This window comes from Oceanibaculum sp., assembly GCF_022449305.1.
GTDB lineage: Bacteria > Pseudomonadota > Alphaproteobacteria > Oceanibaculales > Oceanibaculaceae > Oceanibaculum > Oceanibaculum indicum.
On record NZ_JAKUSO010000011.1, the window covers coordinates 1 to 17,440 of the forward strand.

The 17,440-nt window shown below is 65.7% G+C and carries 23 protein-coding genes; 15 read left to right on the forward strand and 8 right to left on the reverse strand.

What is annotated here, in order from left to right:
* The first annotated feature begins 243 nt into the window (after nucleotides 1–243).
* Genes MK313_RS05525 through MK313_RS05545 form a run of 5 tightly spaced genes read left to right on the forward strand, consistent with a single transcriptional unit; the run spans nucleotide 244 to nucleotide 5,109 of the window.
* Complete coding sequence (locus MK313_RS05525; protein WP_287780399.1) at nucleotides 244–1,269, forward strand: GDP-mannose 4,6-dehydratase; 1,026 nt, start codon at nucleotides 244–246, stop codon at nucleotides 1,267–1,269.
* Between the two features lie 3 nt (nucleotides 1,270–1,272).
* Nucleotides 1,273–2,223, forward strand: coding sequence for a GDP-L-fucose synthase family protein (locus tag MK313_RS05530; RefSeq protein ID WP_287780400.1), 951 nt, complete (start codon nucleotides 1,273–1,275; stop codon nucleotides 2,221–2,223).
* Between the two features lie 32 nt (nucleotides 2,224–2,255).
* Nucleotides 2,256–2,837, forward strand: a complete 582-nt coding sequence (locus MK313_RS05535) for a D-sedoheptulose 7-phosphate isomerase (protein ID WP_287780401.1) — start codon at nucleotides 2,256–2,258, stop codon at nucleotides 2,835–2,837.
* Nucleotides 2,834–4,324, forward strand: coding sequence for a D-glycero-beta-D-manno-heptose-7-phosphate kinase (gene rfaE1 / locus MK313_RS05540; protein ID WP_287780402.1), 1,491 nt, complete (start codon nucleotides 2,834–2,836; stop codon nucleotides 4,322–4,324). The genes MK313_RS05535 and rfaE1 overlap by 4 nt, the downstream gene beginning before the upstream one ends.
* Nucleotides 4,325–4,335: 11 nt before the next feature.
* Nucleotides 4,336–5,109 (forward strand): SDR family NAD(P)-dependent oxidoreductase, encoded by a 774-nt coding sequence (locus MK313_RS05545; RefSeq protein WP_287780403.1) that lies wholly within the window; start codon nucleotides 4,336–4,338, stop codon nucleotides 5,107–5,109.
* Nucleotides 5,110–5,112: 3 nt separating this feature from the next.
* Here the strand turns inward: MK313_RS05545 and MK313_RS05550 are convergent, their stop codons facing one another.
* Entirely contained in the window at nucleotides 5,113–5,547 is a 435-nt protein-coding gene (locus MK313_RS05550; RefSeq protein WP_287780404.1) for a type II toxin-antitoxin system HicB family antitoxin, read from the reverse strand.
* Nucleotides 5,547–5,735: a type II toxin-antitoxin system HicA family toxin gene (locus MK313_RS05555; protein WP_287780405.1), complete on the reverse strand. Its 189-nt coding sequence runs from the start codon at nucleotides 5,733–5,735 to the stop codon at nucleotides 5,547–5,549. Before MK313_RS05555 ends, MK313_RS05550 begins: the two co-directional genes overlap by 1 nt.
* A gap of 264 nt (nucleotides 5,736–5,999) precedes the next feature.
* Here MK313_RS05555 and MK313_RS05560 point away from each other — a divergent pair, with 264 nt between their 5' ends.
* The 6 genes from MK313_RS05560 to MK313_RS05585 all read left to right on the forward strand — a co-directional run bounded on the left by MK313_RS05560 (nucleotide 6,000) and on the right by MK313_RS05585 (nucleotide 11,585).
* Entirely contained in the window at nucleotides 6,000–7,094 is a 1,095-nt protein-coding gene (locus tag MK313_RS05560; protein ID WP_008945907.1) for a TRAP transporter substrate-binding protein, read from the forward strand.
* A gap of 5 nt (nucleotides 7,095–7,099) precedes the next feature.
* On the forward strand, nucleotides 7,100–7,606 hold the full coding sequence (locus MK313_RS05565; protein WP_287780406.1) for a TRAP transporter small permease subunit: 507 nt from the start codon (nucleotides 7,100–7,102) through the stop codon (nucleotides 7,604–7,606).
* Nucleotides 7,607–7,619: 13 nt separating this feature from the next.
* Nucleotides 7,620–8,945 (forward strand): TRAP transporter large permease, encoded by a 1,326-nt coding sequence (locus MK313_RS05570; protein WP_287780407.1) that lies wholly within the window; start codon nucleotides 7,620–7,622, stop codon nucleotides 8,943–8,945.
* 82 nt (nucleotides 8,946–9,027) lie between these two features.
* Nucleotides 9,028–9,702, forward strand: a complete 675-nt coding sequence (locus tag MK313_RS05575; RefSeq protein WP_287780408.1) for a TerC family protein — start codon at nucleotides 9,028–9,030, stop codon at nucleotides 9,700–9,702.
* Nucleotides 9,703–9,771: 69 nt separating this feature from the next.
* On the forward strand, nucleotides 9,772–11,124 hold the full coding sequence (locus MK313_RS05580; protein ID WP_287780409.1) for a pentapeptide repeat-containing protein: 1,353 nt from the start codon (nucleotides 9,772–9,774) through the stop codon (nucleotides 11,122–11,124).
* Nucleotides 11,121–11,585, forward strand: coding sequence for an MmcB family DNA repair protein (locus MK313_RS05585; protein ID WP_287780410.1), 465 nt, complete (start codon nucleotides 11,121–11,123; stop codon nucleotides 11,583–11,585). The genes MK313_RS05580 and MK313_RS05585 overlap by 4 nt, the downstream gene beginning before the upstream one ends.
* 61 nt (nucleotides 11,586–11,646) lie before the next feature.
* On the opposite strand, the gene rpmB is transcribed toward MK313_RS05585, so the two are convergent.
* Both rpmB and MK313_RS05595 read right to left on the reverse strand, forming a co-directional pair.
* Nucleotides 11,647–11,940 (reverse strand): 50S ribosomal protein L28, encoded by a 294-nt coding sequence (gene rpmB, locus MK313_RS05590; RefSeq protein ID WP_008945913.1) that lies wholly within the window; start codon nucleotides 11,938–11,940, stop codon nucleotides 11,647–11,649.
* Nucleotides 11,941–12,117: 177 nt separating this feature from the next.
* Complete coding sequence (locus MK313_RS05595; protein WP_322095731.1) at nucleotides 12,118–12,666, reverse strand: Lrp/AsnC family transcriptional regulator; 549 nt, start codon at nucleotides 12,664–12,666, stop codon at nucleotides 12,118–12,120.
* A gap of 53 nt (nucleotides 12,667–12,719) precedes the next feature.
* On the opposite strand from MK313_RS05595, the gene MK313_RS05600 reads away from it, so the two are divergent.
* Nucleotides 12,720–13,358: a LysE family translocator gene (locus MK313_RS05600; RefSeq protein WP_008945915.1), complete on the forward strand. Its 639-nt coding sequence runs from the start codon at nucleotides 12,720–12,722 to the stop codon at nucleotides 13,356–13,358.
* A gap of 10 nt (nucleotides 13,359–13,368) precedes the next feature.
* Entirely contained in the window at nucleotides 13,369–13,770 is a 402-nt protein-coding gene (locus MK313_RS05605; RefSeq protein ID WP_287780411.1) for an NUDIX hydrolase, read from the forward strand.
* Here MK313_RS05605 and MK313_RS05610 read toward each other — a convergent pair.
* The gene (locus MK313_RS05610; RefSeq protein ID WP_008945917.1) at nucleotides 13,767–14,126 is read right to left on the reverse strand and encodes a PilZ domain-containing protein; all 360 of its coding nucleotides are present in this window, start codon (nucleotides 14,124–14,126) and stop codon (nucleotides 13,767–13,769) included. The two genes, MK313_RS05605 and MK313_RS05610, sit on opposite strands and share 4 nt — an antisense overlap.
* A 142-nt stretch (nucleotides 14,127–14,268) precedes the next feature.
* Between MK313_RS05610 and MK313_RS05615 the strand changes: the two genes are divergently transcribed.
* Entirely contained in the window at nucleotides 14,269–14,565 is a 297-nt protein-coding gene (locus tag MK313_RS05615; RefSeq protein WP_008945918.1) for a hypothetical protein, read from the forward strand.
* Between the two features lie 3 nt (nucleotides 14,566–14,568).
* Here the strand turns inward: MK313_RS05615 and MK313_RS05620 are convergent, their stop codons facing one another.
* The 3 genes from MK313_RS05620 to MK313_RS05630 are packed head-to-tail and all read right to left on the reverse strand — an operon-like array spanning nucleotide 14,569 to nucleotide 15,744.
* Nucleotides 14,569–14,979, reverse strand: a complete 411-nt coding sequence (locus tag MK313_RS05620) for a DUF120 domain-containing protein (RefSeq protein WP_008945919.1) — start codon at nucleotides 14,977–14,979, stop codon at nucleotides 14,569–14,571.
* 14 nt (nucleotides 14,980–14,993) lie between these two features.
* On the reverse strand, nucleotides 14,994–15,530 hold the full coding sequence (locus MK313_RS05625) for a protein phosphatase CheZ (protein ID WP_008945920.1): 537 nt from the start codon (nucleotides 15,528–15,530) through the stop codon (nucleotides 14,994–14,996).
* Nucleotides 15,517–15,744 (reverse strand): hypothetical protein, encoded by a 228-nt coding sequence (locus MK313_RS05630; RefSeq protein ID WP_147430994.1) that lies wholly within the window; start codon nucleotides 15,742–15,744, stop codon nucleotides 15,517–15,519. Before MK313_RS05630 ends, MK313_RS05625 begins: the two co-directional genes overlap by 14 nt.
* Here MK313_RS05630 and MK313_RS05635 point away from each other — a divergent pair.
* Nucleotides 15,734–17,416 carry a formate--tetrahydrofolate ligase gene (locus MK313_RS05635; RefSeq protein WP_287780412.1) on the forward strand — a complete coding sequence of 561 codons (1,683 nt, stop codon included), beginning with the start codon at nucleotides 15,734–15,736 and terminating at the stop codon, nucleotides 17,414–17,416. The two genes, MK313_RS05630 and MK313_RS05635, sit on opposite strands and share 11 nt — an antisense overlap.
* The last annotated feature ends 24 nt before the right edge of the window (nucleotides 17,417–17,440 follow it).

Sequence of the window (17,440 nt, forward strand, 5' to 3'; positions counted from 1 at the left end):
CCGGCCCGCCATCATCGCCGCCGGCAATCTGGGCTGCATGACGCAGATCGGCAGCGGCACCGACACCCCGACCGTCCACACGGTCGAGCTGCTGGACTGGGCAACCGGCGGCCCAATGCCGAAGGCGCTGGAGCGGGGTTAGGCGGCTTCCAGCTGGACATCCCTCGCTGATTTCCGCTTTACGATGGTATGCCGGTTAATCATACTACTCTTATGAATCATCACCTGCCCCGCTGCTGAGCCATGAGGACCGCCCAGATCACCGGGGTGGCCGGGCAGGACGGGGCCTACCTCGCGGAAATCCTGCGGGAAACCGGCTACGCCGTGCACGGTCGCGCGCGGCGGATTGAGGGCGGGGCGGTCTGGCGCATTGCGCACATGCTGTCGCGAGAGGACGATGCCGAACCGCGCTTCTTCCTGCATGAGGGCGACATCCTGGATGCCGCTTTCCTGCGCCGCCTGATCGACGAGACGCAGCCGGACGAGATCTACAATCTCGCCGGCCAGAGCCATGTCGGCCTGTCCTTCGCGCAGCCCGCCCGCACCATGGATGTCATCGCCACCGGCACGACGCGCGTTCTGGAGGCGCTGCACGCGCATTGCCGGACCAGCGGGCGGCAAGTGCGCTTCTATCAGGCCGGCTCGTCAGAAATGTTCGGCGACTCTTCCCCGCCTCAGAATGAGGACACGGTGTTCCGCCCGCGCAGCCCCTATGGCGTGGCCAAGTTGGCCGCCCACAATGCCACGACGGTCTATCGCGACGCCTATGGGCTGTTCGCCTGCAACGGCATCCTGTTCAACCATGAAAGCCCGCGCCGCGGCGAGAATTTCGTCACCCGCAAGGTGACGCTGGCCGCTGCCCGTATCGCCGCCGGGCAGCAGAACCGGCTGGCGCTGGGCGACCTGTTGGTGCGGCGCGACTGGGGCCATGCTGCCGACTATGTCCGCGCCATGTGGCTGATGCTGCAGCAGGAGGAGCCGGAGGATTATGTCATCGCCACCGGCCAGTCGCATACCATCGGGGATTTGCTGGAGATCGCCTTCGGCCAGGCCGGACTCGACTGGCGACTCCATGTGGTGAGCGATCCCGCCTGCCGCCGCCCGCTGGAGGTGGATCATCTCTGCGGCGATGCCGGCAAGGCGGCGCGGCTGCTGGGCTGGCGCCCCACCATCGGCTTTGAGGCACTGGTTGAGGAGATGATGCAAGCCGACCTCGCGCGCTACGGGTTGCGGCCGGCACAACCGGCCCAGCGGCTGATGACCGCCTGAGCGATGCTGCTGCCGGACAGCCGGGTCTATGTCGCCGGCCATACTGGCCTCGCCGGATCGGCGATCTGCCGCAGGCTGGAGGCGGAGGGCCACCGTAAACTCCTGCTGCGCACGCATGCCGAACTGGACCTGACCGATGAACGCACGGTGGAGTCTTTCTTCGCCGCCGAAAAGCCCAGCCATGTGATCCTGGCTGCCGCGAAGGTGGGCGGCATCGCCGCCAATGCCGCCTTCCCGGCGGAGTTCCTGTCGGTCAATCTGCGCATCGCCGCGAACGTCATCGAATCCGCCTGGCGGCAGGGCGCGGAGAAGCTGCTCTATCTCGCCTCCTCCTGCATCTATCCGCGCGTCACGCCGCAGCCGATCCGCGAGGAGGCACTGCTGACCGGCGCGCTGGAGCCGACCAACGAGGCCTATGCCATCGCCAAGATTGCCGGGCTGAAACTCTGCCAGGCCTACCGCCGGCAATATGGCTTCGACGCCATCGTGGCGATGCCGACCAACCTCTATGGCCCGCACGACCAGTTCGACGCTGAGAGCGGCCATGTGCTGCCCGCCCTGTTGCGCCGCTTCCACGAGGCGAAGCAAACGGGCGTGCCGGAAGTCACCGTCTGGGGCAGCGGCAGCCCGCGCCGCGATTTCCTGCACGCCGACGATCTGGCTGCCGCCTGCCTTGCGCTGCTGCACGACTACTCGGACGAAATGCCGGTCAATATCGGCAGCGGCGGCGACATATCGATCCGCGACCTCGCCAGACTGATCGCGGAGACCGTCGGCTATCGCGGCGCCATTCGGTTCGATTCCTCCCGGCCCGACGGCACGCCGGAAAAGCGCCTCGACATCTCCCGCATAAAGGCGCTGGGCTGGCGCCCCGCCATCGATCTGCGCAGCGGCATCGAACAGACCTATCGCTGGTACCGGGAAAATTGTGCTAGGGAAACCGCCACAGTCTGAATTCGGAACCCGAAAACCCGAACGGGGCGGTTATGGACCTGGCTTCCTTCTATGCGGCGGAATTCACGGAGCATGCGGCTGTCACGGCGGCGACGCGCGAGGCGCTGGCGCAGCCCTTCGCGGTGCTGGTCGACTCCTGCTGCACTGCACTGAATGCCGGCGGCAAAATAATCTTCTTCGGCAATGGCGGCAGCGCCGCCGACGCACAGCATCTGGCGACCGAACTTTCGGTACGCTACATCACCGACCGCAAGGCGATCCCGGCGCTGGCGCTGACCACCGACAGCTCGGCGCTGACCGCCATCGGCAATGATCTGGGCTTCGAGCAGCTGTTCGCCCGGCAGATCGAGGCGCTGTGCCGCAAGGAGGATATGGTGATCGGCATCTCCACCTCCGGACGTAGCGCCAATGTGACTAAGGGGCTGCAGGCGGCGAGGGCCATCGGCGCGCGGGTGGCGGCCCTTAGCGGCAAAAACGGCGGCGATCTGGTCGGGCTGGCCGATCCGCTGCTGATTGTCCCATCATCGACTACGGCGCGCATCCAGGAGATGCACATCATGCTGGGCCAGATGCTGTGCGGCGCCATCGAAAAGAAGCTGGGACTGGCGTCATGACAGAGGAAACCACCGACTTCACCGCCGATCTGGAGCGCATCGCCGGCGCCCGGCTGCTGTGCGTCGGCGACGCCATGCTGGACCGCTTCATCTATGGCAGCGTGGACCGCATCTCGCCGGAAGCGCCGATCCCGGTGCTGCAGATTCAGCGCGAACAGGCGATGCTGGGCGGGGCCGGGAATGTGGCGCGCAACCTGTCGGCGCTGGGCACGGAAAGCTGCTTCCTCACCGTGCTGGGCCGCGACGAGGCCGGCCGCATGCTGATCGGGCTGGTCGGCGAGGAAACCAGCATCGAAGCGCAGCTGCTGTTCGAGGAGAACCGCCGCACCACGGTGAAGCGCCGCTATATCGCCGGCGGCCAGCAGCTGCTGCGCGCCGATGACGAGCTGGTGGCGCAGATCGCGCCGGCCAGCGTCGCCGATCTGCTGTCGCGCGCCGAGACCGACCTGGCGACCAGCGGCGGGCTGATCCTCTCCGACTATGGCAAGGGCGTGCTGACCGATGCGGTCGTCACCCGGCTGATCGAGATGGCGCGGGCGGCTGGCAGGCCCATCGTGGTCGATCCCAAGGGGGCGGATTTCGGGCGCTATGCCGGCGCCACCATCCTGACGCCGAACCGCAAGGAACTGGCCGAGGCCAGCCGCCTGCCAGTCGGCACCGATGCGGAGGTGGAGGAAGCCGCCAGGAAGATCATCGAGAGCTGCGATGTCGCCATGGTGCTGGTGACGCGCAGCCAGGACGGCATGACGCTGGTGCGCGCCGACGCCCCGCCGCTGCATCTGAAGGCGGCCGCGCGGGAGGTCTATGACGTATCGGGCGCGGGCGACACGGTGGTCGCGGTGCTGGCCGCCGGGCTGGCTGCCGGCATCCCGGTGGAGCGCGCGGCGGAACTGGCGAACCTGGCCGCCGGCATCGTCGTCGGCAAGGCCGGTACCGCCGTCGCCACACCGGGCGAGATCCTGAACGCGCAGCACGCCACCAGCCTGATGTCGATGGACCGCAAGACCGTGCCGCTGTCCACCGCCGCAGAGACCATCCGCGGCTGGCGTACCCACGGGCTGAAGATCGGCTTCACCAATGGCTGTTTCGACCTGCTGCATCCCGGCCATGTCTCGCTGCTGGCGCAGGCCCGCAAGGCCTGCGACCGGCTGGTGGTCGGACTGAACAGCGACGCCTCGGTGAAGCGGCTGAAGGGCGAGGACCGGCCAGTGCAGTCGGAAGCCGCGCGCGCCGCCGTGCTGGGCTCGCTGGCCACCGTCGATCTGGTGGTGATCTTCGCCGAGGACACGCCGATCCACCTGATCGAGACGCTGCGCCCCGACGTGCTGGTGAAGGGCGCGGACTATACGGTGGAGACCGTGGTCGGCGCCGAGATCGTGCAATCCTATGGCGGGCGCGTCGGGCGGGCGACGCTGGAGGCCGGGTGCAGCACCACCGGCACCATTGGCAAGTTGACTGGCGGCAAGCTGACCGGTCGCAAGGCGTAGGAGACAGCGGGATGGGCAGGCTCGACGGCAAGGTTGCGCTGATCACCGGGGCGGCATCCGGCATCGGCCGGGCCATCGCAAGGCGCTTCGCCGCCGAAGGCGCATCCATCCTGATCGCCGACCTGTCCGAGACTGTCCGCGAGGGCGGGGAGCCGACCCGCGCGCTGATCGAAGCCGAAGGCCATCCGGTACGCTTCATCGCAACGGACGTGTCAGACGAGGCACAGGCGCAGGCCGCCATCGACGCCGCCGTCAGCAGCTTCGGCCGGCTGGACATATTGGTGAACAACGCCGCCATCGGCACCGACACACCGCTGACCGAGACGCCGCTGGCGGACTGGAACCGCGTCATCGCGGTGAACCTGACCGGCCCGTTCCTGATGGCGCGCGCCGCCGTGCGGCAGATGCTGACGCAGGATATCGTTCAGGGCGTGCGCGGGCGGATCGTGAACATCACCTCGCAGCACGGCATGGTCGCCGCACCGAACGACATCGCCTATGGCGTCTCCAAATCCGGCCTTGTCTATATGACCCGCCAGATAGCCGTGGATTATGCGAAGCACCACATCCTGTGCAACGCCGTGGCGCCGGGCAAGATCCTGACCGGCAAGACCGGCCGCGCCGTCGATCCCGCCATCCTCGCCTATTCCGAATCACGCACGCCGATGCCGCGTCTCGGCACCCCGGACGATGTCGCCGGGGCGGCGCTGTTCCTTGCCTCCGACGATGCCAGCTTCGTCACCGGCGAGAATCTGATGGTCGATGGCGGCTGGATGGCCTTCTAGCCGTTAGCGCGCGAGAAAACTCGTCAGATCGGTCTGTGCCACGTCGATCCCCTTGCCGAGCGCCGCGAACGCCGCGTCGAACTGGTCAAGCTGGGTTGCATGGTTGGGATCGAACAGCCGGTCCACCTGCGTACGCTTCCAGCCGAGAAGCCGCATCAGATCGGCGCGCGTTTTCCCCTGCTCCCACAAGGTCCGGTAAAGGGTCACCTTGAGGGTCAGCAACGTCGAGAGGGTCGCCTGCACGGCACCATCCGTGCCTTCCGGAACAGGTTCCCACGCATCGAGGCGCGCGGCGATCGCCTCCTCGATGGCGTTACGGGCTTGGCGCACCGCCGACTCCGCCGTCTCACCATAGCTTGTGACCTCCGGAAGGTCCGGGCAAGTGGCGAGCAAGGTGCCATTGTCGTCCTGAGTCAGCACAACAGGATAAGTGAGCATCAGATCAGTCCCAAATCGCGCTTAATCTTGTTCACAAGGCCCGTTCCAGGTTCCTTGGCGGAGCCGTGCATCGGCAATTGAGTCTTCCTGTCACCCAGGCGGACCGTCAGATGACCGGAACTGCCTTTGTGACTGGCGAAGGTGCATCCCTGCTTTTTCAGCCAGCGCTTCAGTTCCTTCGCATTCATGCCATAGGATGCTCCACAGATATGTGGAACGCCAGCCTGTTGGTCAAGCTGCTAATTTGTGCAGCGCAGCAGCGGACTGCCCACGCTTTCAGCGCGCCGTGCCGTCCGTGAAACCGCATCGCGCGGCGGTGAAATTCCCATAACCACCTGATCCCCTGTCCTTTTGGCCGCTGGTCCTACCAGTGGCATGCGCCGTGCAATTCCGGCGGCGAGGCCTCGGCACGAGGCTCCCAAGCAGAACAAGCGGACAGAGGAGTATTTCACATGGAACGCCGTTCCTTCATGAAGGCCGGCCTTGCCGGCACTGTTGGCGCGACTGCCGCGCTGGCCGCCCCGACCGTCGCGCGGGCGCAGTCGACCATCACCTGGAAGATGACCAACGCCTACGGGCCGAACGCCCCCTTCTATGTCGTTGGGCCGGGCAGCCCGACCGATATGGCGAAGAAGCTGGAGACGATGTCCGGCGGCCGGCTGAAGATCCAGCATTTCGCGGCGGGCGAGCTGATCCCGGCGCTGGAGGGCTTTGACGCCGTCGCCGCCGGCACGGTGGAGGCCAATGCCGCCAATTCCTATTTCTGGTCCGGCAAAGTGTTCGCCGCCCAGTATTTCACCACCGTTCCCTTCGGCATGAGCTTCCAGGGCCACATGGCCTGGCTGTATCACGGCGGCGGGCTGGAGCTGTGGCAGGAGGTCTACAAGCCGTTCAACCTGGTCGCCTTCCCGATGAACAATACCGGCGTGCAGATGACCGGCTGGTTCCGCAAGGAAGTGACCAGCGTCGATGACCTGAAGGGCCTGCGCATGCGCATTCCGGGCCTGGCCGGCAAGGTCTATGGCCAGCTCGGTGTCGATGCCCGACTGCTGCCCGGCGGCGAAATATTCCCGGCGCTGGAGCGCGGCGTGATCGATGCGGCGGAGTTCGTCGGTCCGTTCCAGGACCGCCGCCTCGGCCTGCAGAAGGCGGCCAAGTTCTACCACACCACCGGCTGGCACGAGCCCGCCACCACCGGCGAGCTGGTGATTGGCGCCGCCGCCTGGGAGAAGCTGCCGGCGGACCTGAAGGAGATGGTGAAGGTCGCCTCCATGGCCTGCGTGCTGGAAAGCCTGACCTGGAGCGAGGCGGTGAACGGCGAGGCGCTGACAGAGCTGGTGGAGAAGGACGGCGTGACCGCCAAGCCGCTGCCCGACGCGGTCATCGCGCGACTGAAGGAAGCCACCTATGACACGCTGGCGACCGAATCGGCGAAGGACCCGCTGACCAAGAAGGTCCATGACAGCTACATGGGCTTCAAGAAGAAGCACGATAAATGGGCGAAGCTGAGCGAGGGCGCGTTCCAGAGCGCCGCTCTCGGCAGCTAACACGCGTGAGCGCAATCGCGAAACTGGCCGGGCGGCTCGACCTTGTGGTCGAGCTGTTCGGCCGCCTCGCCGCCTGGATCGGCGTCGCCCTGGTGCTGCTGGTGGCCGGCAATGTGCTGGTCCGCTATTTCCTGCATACCGGCGCCATCTGGCTGCAGGAGCTGGAATGGCATCTGATCGCGCCGATCGCGCTGTTCGGCATGTCCTATGCCCTGCTGCATGGCGAGGCGCTGCGCGTCGATGGCCTCTACCAGCGCTTTCCGAAGCGCGTACGGCTTGCCATCGACATCGTCTCCGGCCTGGCCATGGCGCTGATCGCCGCCCTGCTGGTGAAGCTGTCCATCCCCTTCGTCCTGCAATCCTACGGCATGGGCGAAGGCTCGCCGAACCCGGACGGCATCCCCCACCGCTTCCTGCTGAAGGCGCTGATCCCGCTGGGCTTTGCCGTGCTGTTCGCGCAGGCAACGGCGGAGACGCTGAGGGCCATCCTGAAGTTTTTCCCTTCCCGCTGACCCGGTCTTTTCCATGTCCCCGAACGAGATTCTGGCGATCCTGACGGTCGTCTCCTTCTTCACCATGCTGATGGTGGGCGTGCCGGTCGCGGTCGGCCTCGCCGTCTCCGGCTTCGTGTTCGGCTACATCGGCTTCGGGCCGCTGCTGTTCAACCTGCTGCCGGCGCGCATCTTCGGCGTGGTCTCGAACTACACGCTGCTGGCCATCCCGCTGTTCGTCTTCATGGGGGTGATGCTGGAGAAATCGAAGCTGGCGGAAGAGCTGCTGGATGTGGTCGGCCATCTGTCCGGCTCGATGCGCGGCGGCATGGGTATCGCCATCGTGCTGGTCGGCGTTCTGATGGGCGCCTCCACCGGCATCGTTGGCGCCACCATCGTGACGCTGGGCCTGCTGACCCTGCCGGCGCTGCTGCGGCGCGGCTACGACAAGGGGCTGGCCTGCGGCACGATCTGCGCCTCGGGCACGCTGGGGCAGATCATCCCGCCCAGCCTGATCCTGCTGCTGCTGGCCGATATCCTGGGTGAATCCGTCGGCACCATGTTTGCCGCCGCGGTGTTTCCCGGCCTGATCCTGGCCGGGCTGTACGTCCTCTACATCCTGGCCACCGCCTATTTTCGGCCCAGCCATGCCCCGGCGATCTCCGCCGAGGAGCGCGCCGCCCTGCCGCGCCGGCAGCTCTACGCTAAGCTGTTCAAGGTGGTGCTGCCGCCGCTCTTGCTGGTGGTCGCGGTGCTGGGGGCGATCATCGGCGGTGTCGCCGCGCCGACCGAGGCGGCCTCGATGGGGGCACTGGGGGCGATCCTCGTCTGCGCGGTCTCCGGCAAGCTTTCCTACGCCCTGCTGCGCGATGCGGCACGGGCCAGCCTGTCGATCTCCGGCATGGTGTTCCTGATCCTGATCCTGTCGCAGGTGTTCGGCCTCGCCTTCCGCGGGCTGGGCGGCGAGAAGCTGGTCGAGCATATGTTCGAATGGGCGCCCGGCGGCGTGACCGGCAGCCTGATCTTCCTGATGCTGCTGCTGTTCGTGCTGGGCTGTTTCCTGGAATGGATCGAGATCAGCTACATCGCGGTGCCGCTGTTCCTGCCCTATTTCATCGCCCAGGACGTGAACCTGGTCTGGCTCGGCACGCTGATCTGCGTGAATTTGCAGACCAGCTTCCTGACACCGCCCTTCGGCTGGGCGCGGTTCTTCCTCAAAGGCGTCGCCCCGCCCGGCGTGACCACCGGCGACATCTATCGCGGCGTGGTGCCCTTCGTGCTGCTGCAGATGATCGGCATCGCCATCGTGTTCCTGGTTCCCGGCACGGCGACCTGGCTGCCGGCGGCCATCGGCTGGTAGCCACCTCTTGTAGAGCCGCCCTCTTGTGGAGAAGGGGCCGGCATGCGATGTAAGAGCCTCCTGCCTTGAGAGACCCTTACCCATGCTAGGCTTAGACTGGCTGACGCCAGATATGCTGAGCGCCTTCTTCCAGGTGCTGATGATCGATATCGTGCTGGCCGGCGACAATGCCATTGTCGTTGGCCTCGCCGCCGCCGGCCTGCCGAAGGACCAGCGGGTAAAGGTCATCATGCTGGGCATCGCGGCGGCGACGGTGCTGCGCATCATCTTCGCGCTGATGACCACGCAGCTGATGCAGGTCATCGGCCTGCTGTTCGCCGGCGGCATCCTGCTGCTGTGGGTATCCTGGAAGATGTGGCGCGAGCTGCGCGCCGGCCATGCGGCGGAGCAGGCGGCCGCCAACGCCGCCCTCGACAGCGCGGATGAGAGCTTCACCGACCCGGCCAGCAGGGCAGCACCCGAGCTGCCGCGCAAGACCTTCGCGCAGGCAGCGCTGCAGATCGTACTGGCCGACGTCTCGATGTCGCTGGACAATGTGCTGGCTGTAGCCGGGGCCGCGCGCGAGCATCCGGAGGTGCTGGTGATCGGCCTCGTGCTGTCGGTCGCCTTCATGGGGCTGGCCGCCAGCCTGATCGCCAACCTGCTGAACCGCCACCGCTGGGTTGCCTATGTCGGCCTTGCCATCATCCTCTATGTGGCACTGGCGATGATCTATGAGGGCGGCCTGCAGATCATGGCGGCAGCCCAGACCCTGTAGGCTAAGGCGCCTCGACAAAGCCACAGAAGCGCGCCAGTCTGGCGGGATGACAGCCAGTCGGGAACGCGCATGACGAGGACACCGTCGCTTGGTGACGATGGCGGCTTCGAATGGAAGCGGCTGGCGCAGCAGGAGCTTGACCGGGCGCTTGACCTGCATGAGCAGTTCGTCGGCGGCCGCATGGGCGGGCAACGTGCCAATTTCCTGCTGCATGACCTGTCCTACCTGGATTTTTCCGGACGCGACCTGTCCAACGCCGACCTGTCGGGCGCGCGGCTGCACCATGCCGTGCTGGAGGGCGCCACGCTGCGCGCGGCCAGCCTGTTCGGCGCCGATCTGACACAGGCCAATCTGCGCGGCGCTGACCTCACCCGCACCGACCTGCGCGGTGTGCATCTGCGCGGTGCCGACCTGACCAATGCCAACATGGTCGAATGCGACCTGCGCGACGGGCTGCTGATGCGCCCCGACAAGAAGGGCAATCTGGTCGGCATCGGCCAGCATGCCCGCACCACCGATGTCGGCTCCGCGATCCTGGCCCGCGCCGACCTGTCGAACGCCAAGATGTCGAACGCCTTCATCGTGCAGACCGACCTGACCGACTGCATCCTGCGCAATGTGAAGCTGGTGCGCGCCGACCTCAGCAACTCCAACCTCACCGGCTCCATCCTGGAAGGGGCGGACCTGACGGAGGCGACCTTCGACGGCGCCGTGCTGCATGGCGCCATCCTGATCGGCGCCATCCTGAGTGAGACCTCCTTCGCCGGCGCGGATCTGGCGGGGGCTGTCTTCGGCACGGTCGATTACGGCTCAGCCAGCTTCCAGAACGCGCTGAAGCCGGTGCATTTCGACACGCTGGATATCACGCTGCAAACGCTGGTGCGCCAGCATGTGGACTGGATCAGGACCGCCGGCAAGAAAGGCCGCCGCGCCAACCTGACGCGCATCGACCTTTCCGGCATGAAGCTGGCGGAGCTGAACTTCTCCGCCGCGGCCTTCGAATTCGCGGTGCTCGCCAGAACCGACCTGCAGAAATGCGAGCTGCTGATGGCCGATATGGGCTTCGCCGACCTGCGCGGTGCGGACCTGTCGCGCGCCGACCTGCGCGGGGTCAATCTGAAGCGCGCCAATCTGACCGGCGCGCGGCTGGTCGCCGCCAAGATGAACCCGGTGCCGATCTTCGGCGCGGTGACCCAGTTCTGGACCAGCCAGCTGGAGCACGCGAAGTTCGTCGAGGCCGACCTGTCCGGCATCGACATGCGCAAGGTGGTCGCCCGCAGCGCCAGCTTCGTGAAGGCGGTGCTGCGCAATGCCGACCTGTCGGGCGCTGACCTGCAGGATGCCGATTTCACCGAAGCCGATTTGCGCGGTGCCAATCTGGAAGGCTGCGATCTGCGCGGCGCCATTGGCATCCGGCAATGAGTAACCTGCCCGCCACCGTGCCCGCAATCGCGGCGTCGCCGCTTATCGCCAGCGATATCGTGCGCGGCACCTGTCGGCTACTGGCCGCCCACGGCCATGGCACGCTGACCGAGGTGACGCTGCGCACCGGCCGCCGGGTGGATGTGATGGCGCTGGCGCCGGATGGCAGCATCACCGTGGTGGAGGTGAAATCCTCCGTGCAGGATTTCCGCAGCGACCGCAAATGGCGCGATTATCTGGAGTTCTGCGACCGGTTCTTCTTCGCCGTGGGGGAGGGGTTTCCGCACGACATCCTGCCGGACGAGCCAGGGCTGATCGTCGCTGACCGGTTCGGTGCGGCCATCCTGCGCGAGGCGCCGGAGGCACGGCTGGCGCCGGCGCGGCGCAAGGCACTGACCCTGAAATTCGCGCTGCTGGGCAGCCAGCGCCTGACCCGTACGCTCGACCCGGAAGCCTGCTGAGCCCGAAAAGCAAAAGGCCCGCTTTTCAGCGGGCCTCTGCGTATCTCTGGAAGCGGCGCTATCAGGCGGCCTGCTTCTTCTCCATCGCCTTCACCACGCGGCGCTTCAGCTGGCGCGCCTCGGTGGTCAGCGCGGCCACCCGGGTGTTCAGCAGATAGGCGTCGATGCCGCCATTCTTCTCGATGGTGCGGATCGCGTTGGTGCTGAGTCGCACGCGGACCATGCCGAGCACATCGGACAGCAGCGAGGTTTCCTGCAGGTTCGGCAGGAAACGGCGGCGGGTCTTGTTGTTGGCGTGGCTGACGTTGTTGCCGACCAGCACGCCCTTGCCGGTGATCGTGCAGCGTTTCGCCATGTCTCGTCTCCGAATTCCTATGGCAGGGCAAGCCCTGACGGTTGAGCGGGCTTCCGGCCCACAAAATAGCGTACCCAGCCGGCAATCCGGCTCAGGAGAGCGCGGTTTGTAGCCGCTCCCGCCCGCCCCGTCAAGCCATCCGGGACGGAATCTTTGCCAAATTTCTCTTAGACCGGCTTAAGGCTCAATGCGCACGCTGGGGCCGGACAGCAGCATCTTGCTCTTCACCGGCGAGGACAGCACGATGGAGCTGCTGGTCTGGCCGAAGGTCCGCAGCTGGGCAATCACAGCCTCCAGATGCGCCGGGGAGGAGACCAGCACCTTGAACAGGAAACAGTCGATGCCGGTGACATGGTGGCATTCGATGATCTCGCTCAGATTGCGGGCCATCGCGGCGACGCGGGCATACTGGTCGCCATTCAGCCTGAGATGGATGAAGGCCAGTGTCGGAAAGCCCAGTCGCGTCGGGTCGATGGTCGCCCGGTAGCCGGCGACGATGCCCATATCCTCCATGCGGCGCACGCGTTCGGCCACGGCGGGTGAGGAAAGCCCCACACGACGGCCCAGCTCGCTGAAGGATAACCGCGCATCTTCCTGCAAAGCACGCAGGAGTTGCCAGCCAACCTTATCTAGAACACTTTCCGAATCGAAAGCCATATTATCTGGGGAGTTTGGTTTTACGGATATTTTTTTTACTTTACTTTCCATCCACAGTTTCATCAACATTTTCCACAGCCGCCGCGAAAACAATCGCCCGGCAGCACCCGAACGGACCCCGGATGGACCTGCTTTTCTTCTATAAGGCGCTGGCTGTCGGCTTCGCGATCGCCGCCCCGGTCGGCCCGATTGGCGCGCTGTGCATACAGCGCACGCTGAAGCGCGGCCTGCCGGCTGGGCTGGCGGTCGGGCTGGGGGCAGCGCTGGCGGATGGCACCTATGGCGCCGTCGCCGCCTTCGGGCTGGTGTCTGTCATGGATTTCTTCGTGGCCTGGCAGGATGTGCTGAAGATCGGCGGCGGCGTGTTCCTGATCCTGCTCGGCATCAAGGCCATCGTGATCTATGCCGATGCCGACCGGCTGCCCGAACGCCCCATCCTTCCCTTCCTGGCCCCGGGCGGAAAGCTGGGCCTGGCGGGCGAGGTGATCGCCACCTTTGCGCTGACCCTGACCAACCCGATGACCATCCTGTCCTTCATCGCGATCTTCGCCGGGCTGGGGCTGATGCATGCCGGCGGCGAGACGTCGCAATCGATCGGCCTGACCGTCGGGGTGTTCGTCGGCTCCGCCCTGTGGTGGGTGCTGCTGTCCGGCTTCGTGACGGCAATCCGGGGGCGCATACCGGATACGGCGCTGCCCTGGATCAACCGTTTCGCCGGCGCGCTGCTGATCGGTTTCGGCGCCGCCGCCATTACCACCTAGGAAGCGATCTATGGCCGGTTCCGTCTTTCCGGTGTCGATCAAGGGGGTGATCCTGCATCGCGGGCAGGTGATCCTGCTGCGCAACGAGCGCGCGGAATGGGAATTGCCGGGCGGGCGCCTGGAACCGGGCGAGCAGCCGGAAGACTGCCTGCACCGGGAAATCTTCGAGGAACTGTATCTCGATGTCGTGGTCGGTCCGCTGCTGGATTGCTGGACCTACCGCATCGCCCAGGTGGACCGCGAGGTGGTGATCGTCAGTTACGCCTGCCGACTGAAGCACAATCTGGGATCGCTCAGCTTCAGCCAGGAGCATCTGGATGCCGGGCTGTTCGCGGTGGATGATCTGGCCGGTCTGGCCCTGCCGGAGGGCTATCGCCGCGCCATTGCCAAAGCGGCTGGCGGCGCTGCTTAATTCTCGTCGCCGGCAAGCTCGCGCTGATGCGTGAAATATTTGATGATCTGCTTCTTCAGCCCCGGATTCATGCTGTAGAAGAAGGCGCCGACCATGCCGTCGGGCTGCACCCGCGCCACCACCGCCTCGACCGGAAAGTCGATATTGACCACATCGTCCTTCACGCAGAGGCGCAGATAGATTTTCTGCTTCGGCACGACCTGGTCGCACGGGCCGAAGAACAGGCCGGTCAGGCTCCAGTTCTTCAGCGCATAGCGATGCCCGTCAAGTTCGACGAAGCAATCCCCGACCGGCTCGACGCGCGGAGCAATCCGGCGCTCGTCGGTTGAGAGCATTTCCTTCAATCTCGCGAACATGACCTTGCCTTGCCTTTCCGTGGCCAACCGATTCAAATGTTCGCCACGACGCAATTAAACACGGTTAAGCTGAATCAATCGTTAACGCCACAAAACATTGAAAATGTGGCCTTATTATCTCCGCCGGGAAGGGTCTGCGATCATGGTCGAAGTGAACATACTGCGCGATGTGGGCGAGATCATCGGCGCGGGCCTGGCCTGGATCGCCGATACGGTGCTGGGCGCCTTGGACTCACTGGGCGCCATCTTCTCGGATTTCTTCGGCGGGGTGGCCAGCGGCGCCGGCATGGACGATGCCAGCCTGTTCGCCTGGGTGCTGCTGGCGCTGGGAGCGCTGTTCATCGTGGGGGCGCTGCAGGCCTTCATCGGGGCGCGCATCGTCGGCGGCATCTTCCAGCTGGTCATCGGCGCCGCCCTGATCGGCTGGGCCGTGACATGAGGCCTATCTGAAGCTGTCGACCAGCCGGAAATCGAGGCGGTCGCCATCCGCCAGTCCCAGATGCTCACGCAGCCTGACCTCGCAGGCGATCTCCACCTGGTTGGCCGGATAGTCCGGCTCGTCGCCGCGCAGGATCAGCCCGCGATAGCGCCCGGCAATCAGCGCCCGGCCAATCGACAGCCCCTTGCGGGCCGGCGCATGGTCGGTCCACACGGTAACGCCCAGATCGGCCTCGGTCACATAGAAGGGCAGAAATCCGACAAAAGGCAGGTCGAGCAGCAAATTCAGCGTGCCCGGCACCATGCCGATACCGCCCGCCAGCGCCTGCAGCCCCTGATGCACCGGCTCCAGCGCCATGCGGTCGCTGGCGAAGCCACGCCCCGCCGCGACGCGCCCGCGATGGGCCGGCCCCATCGCCTCCACCCCGCTCAGTCGAACAGGCGGTCGATATCGTCCTGGCTGACGCCCTTGCCCTTCAGCTGCGGACCATTCAGCAGGGCGGCGTCGCCCTCGCGGGCATCCTCGCCGATTTCCTTGGACAGGCGTGCCAGCTCGTCCTTGCCCCACAGGCTGACCATGGTATTCAGCTTCTCGTCGATGAATTTCAGCGAGGTCACGACCTTGGAAACGCGCTGGCCGGTAATGTCCTGGAAGGTGCAGGCCTCGAACACCGCGCCGATACGGTCGCCGATGGCATCCAGCTTCTTGGTCATCGGCTTGTTGTCCGGTGCCATGTCGCGGATTTCCTGGGCGATGGCGTCGATCGCCTCGACGCTTTCCAGGATGGTGTTGGTCGCATCCTCGGTCGCCGCGACGATGGCGTCCAACTCCTGCGACATGCTGTTGAAATGGTCGGTATCCTCGCCCGGCTTGCGGATCGCCGCCAGTTCACGCCGGATCTTCTGGGTGAAGGCGAAAAGCTTCAGGATTTCGGGCTTAAGGTCAGTGGCGTTATTGCCGGACATTGTTCTGAATCCCCACAAAGACGGCCAGTGCCGCACTGGCCCAGCCTAGTAGCCGTCGAATTAAGCAAAGGTTAACGGCCTTGCTGGACGAATGGCGGAAAGATTCGCCATAGTGCCGTCCGTCATAGCCAAGTACCTTCAAACACAATGCCAGCCTTGGCCCGCCGCGGCCATAAAGAAAACCGGAAACAGGGAAGAACGCGATGGTCAGCAAGCCGAAATCCGATATCGAGATCGCCCGTGAAGCGCACCTCAAGCCGATTGAGGAGATTGCCGCGAAACTGGCGATCCCGGCGGACCGGCTGTACCGCTATGGCCCGACCAAGGCAAAGATCGATCTTGGCTATATCGCATCGCTGAAGGACCGGCCGGACGGCAGGCTGATCCTGGTCACGGCGATGAGCCCGACCCCTGCCGGCGAGGGCAAGACCACCACCACGGTGGGCCTCGGCGACGGGCTGAACCGGATCGGCCGGAAGGCGATGATCTGCCTGCGCGAACCCAGCCTTGGCCCGTGCTTCGGCATGAAGGGTGGTGCCGCCGGCGGCGGCCATGCCCAGGTCGTGCCGATGGAGGATATCAACCTCCACTTCACCGGCGACTTCCACGCCATCGCGGCGGCAAACAATCTGCTGGCGGCGCTGATCGACAACCACATCTACTGGGGCAACGAGATCGGCATCGACACGCGCCGCGTCAGCTGGCGCCGCGTGGTGGACATGAATGACCGGGCGCTGCGCCAGATCGTCAGCTCGCTGGGCGGGGTGGCCAACGGCTATCCGCGCGAGGACGGGTTCGACATCGTGGTCGCCTCCGAGGTGATGGCGATCTTCTGCCTGGCGACCGACCTGGAAGACCTGACGGCCCGGCTGGGGCGCATCGTCATCGGCTATACCCGCGACCGCCGGCCCGTGCGCGCGGCCGAGCTGATGGCCGCCGGTCCGATGACGGCCCTGCTGCGTGATGCGCTGATGCCGAATCTGGTGCAGACGCTGGAGAACAACCCGGCCCTCGTGCATGGCGGGCCGTTCGCCAACATCGCGCATGGCTGCAATTCGGTGATCGCCACCAAGGCGGCGATGAAGATGGCCGACTATGTGGTGACCGAGGCCGGGTTCGGTGCCGATCTGGGCGCCGAGAAATTCTTCGACATCAAGTGCCGCAAGGCGGGACTGGCGCCGGATGCCGCCGTCCTCGTCGCCACCGTGCGCGCGCTGAAGATGCATGGCGGCGTCGCCAAGGCCGATCTGGGGCAGGAGAATGTCGCCGCCGTCGAGGCTGGCCTCGCCAATCTGGGCCGGCACATCGCCAATGTGCGGAAATATGGCGTGCCGCTGGTCGTCGGCATCAACGGCTTCACCGGCGATACCGAGGCGGAGGTCGCCGCCGTGCTGGAATTCTGCCGGGCGCAGGGCGTGGATTGCTTCCTGAACCGGCACTGGGCGGAAGGCGGCAAAGGCATTGAGGCGATGGCCGCACGCGTGGCGGAGCTGGCGGATAGCGGGCAGTCAAACTTCAAGCCGCTCTATCCCGACGGGATGCGGCTGGCGGAGAAGGTCCGCACTGTTGCGCGGTCGATCTATGGTGCCGAAGACATCGCCTTCGACGCCACCGTCGCCAAGCGTTTCGAGCAGCTGGAGGCGGATGGGTTCGGCAATTTCCCGGTCTGCATCGCCAAGACGCAGTACAGCTTCTCGACCGATGCCGCGGCACGCGGCGCCCCAACCGGCCATATCGTGCCTGTGCGCGAAGTCCGGCTGTCGGCGGGGGCGGAGTTCGTGGTGGCGATCTGCGGCGACATCATGACGATGCCCGGCCTGCCGCGCGTGCCGGCGGCCAATGCCATCCATGTGAACGAAAAGGGCGAGATCGAGGGGCTGTTCTAACGCAGCCCCTCAAACCCGGTCGGG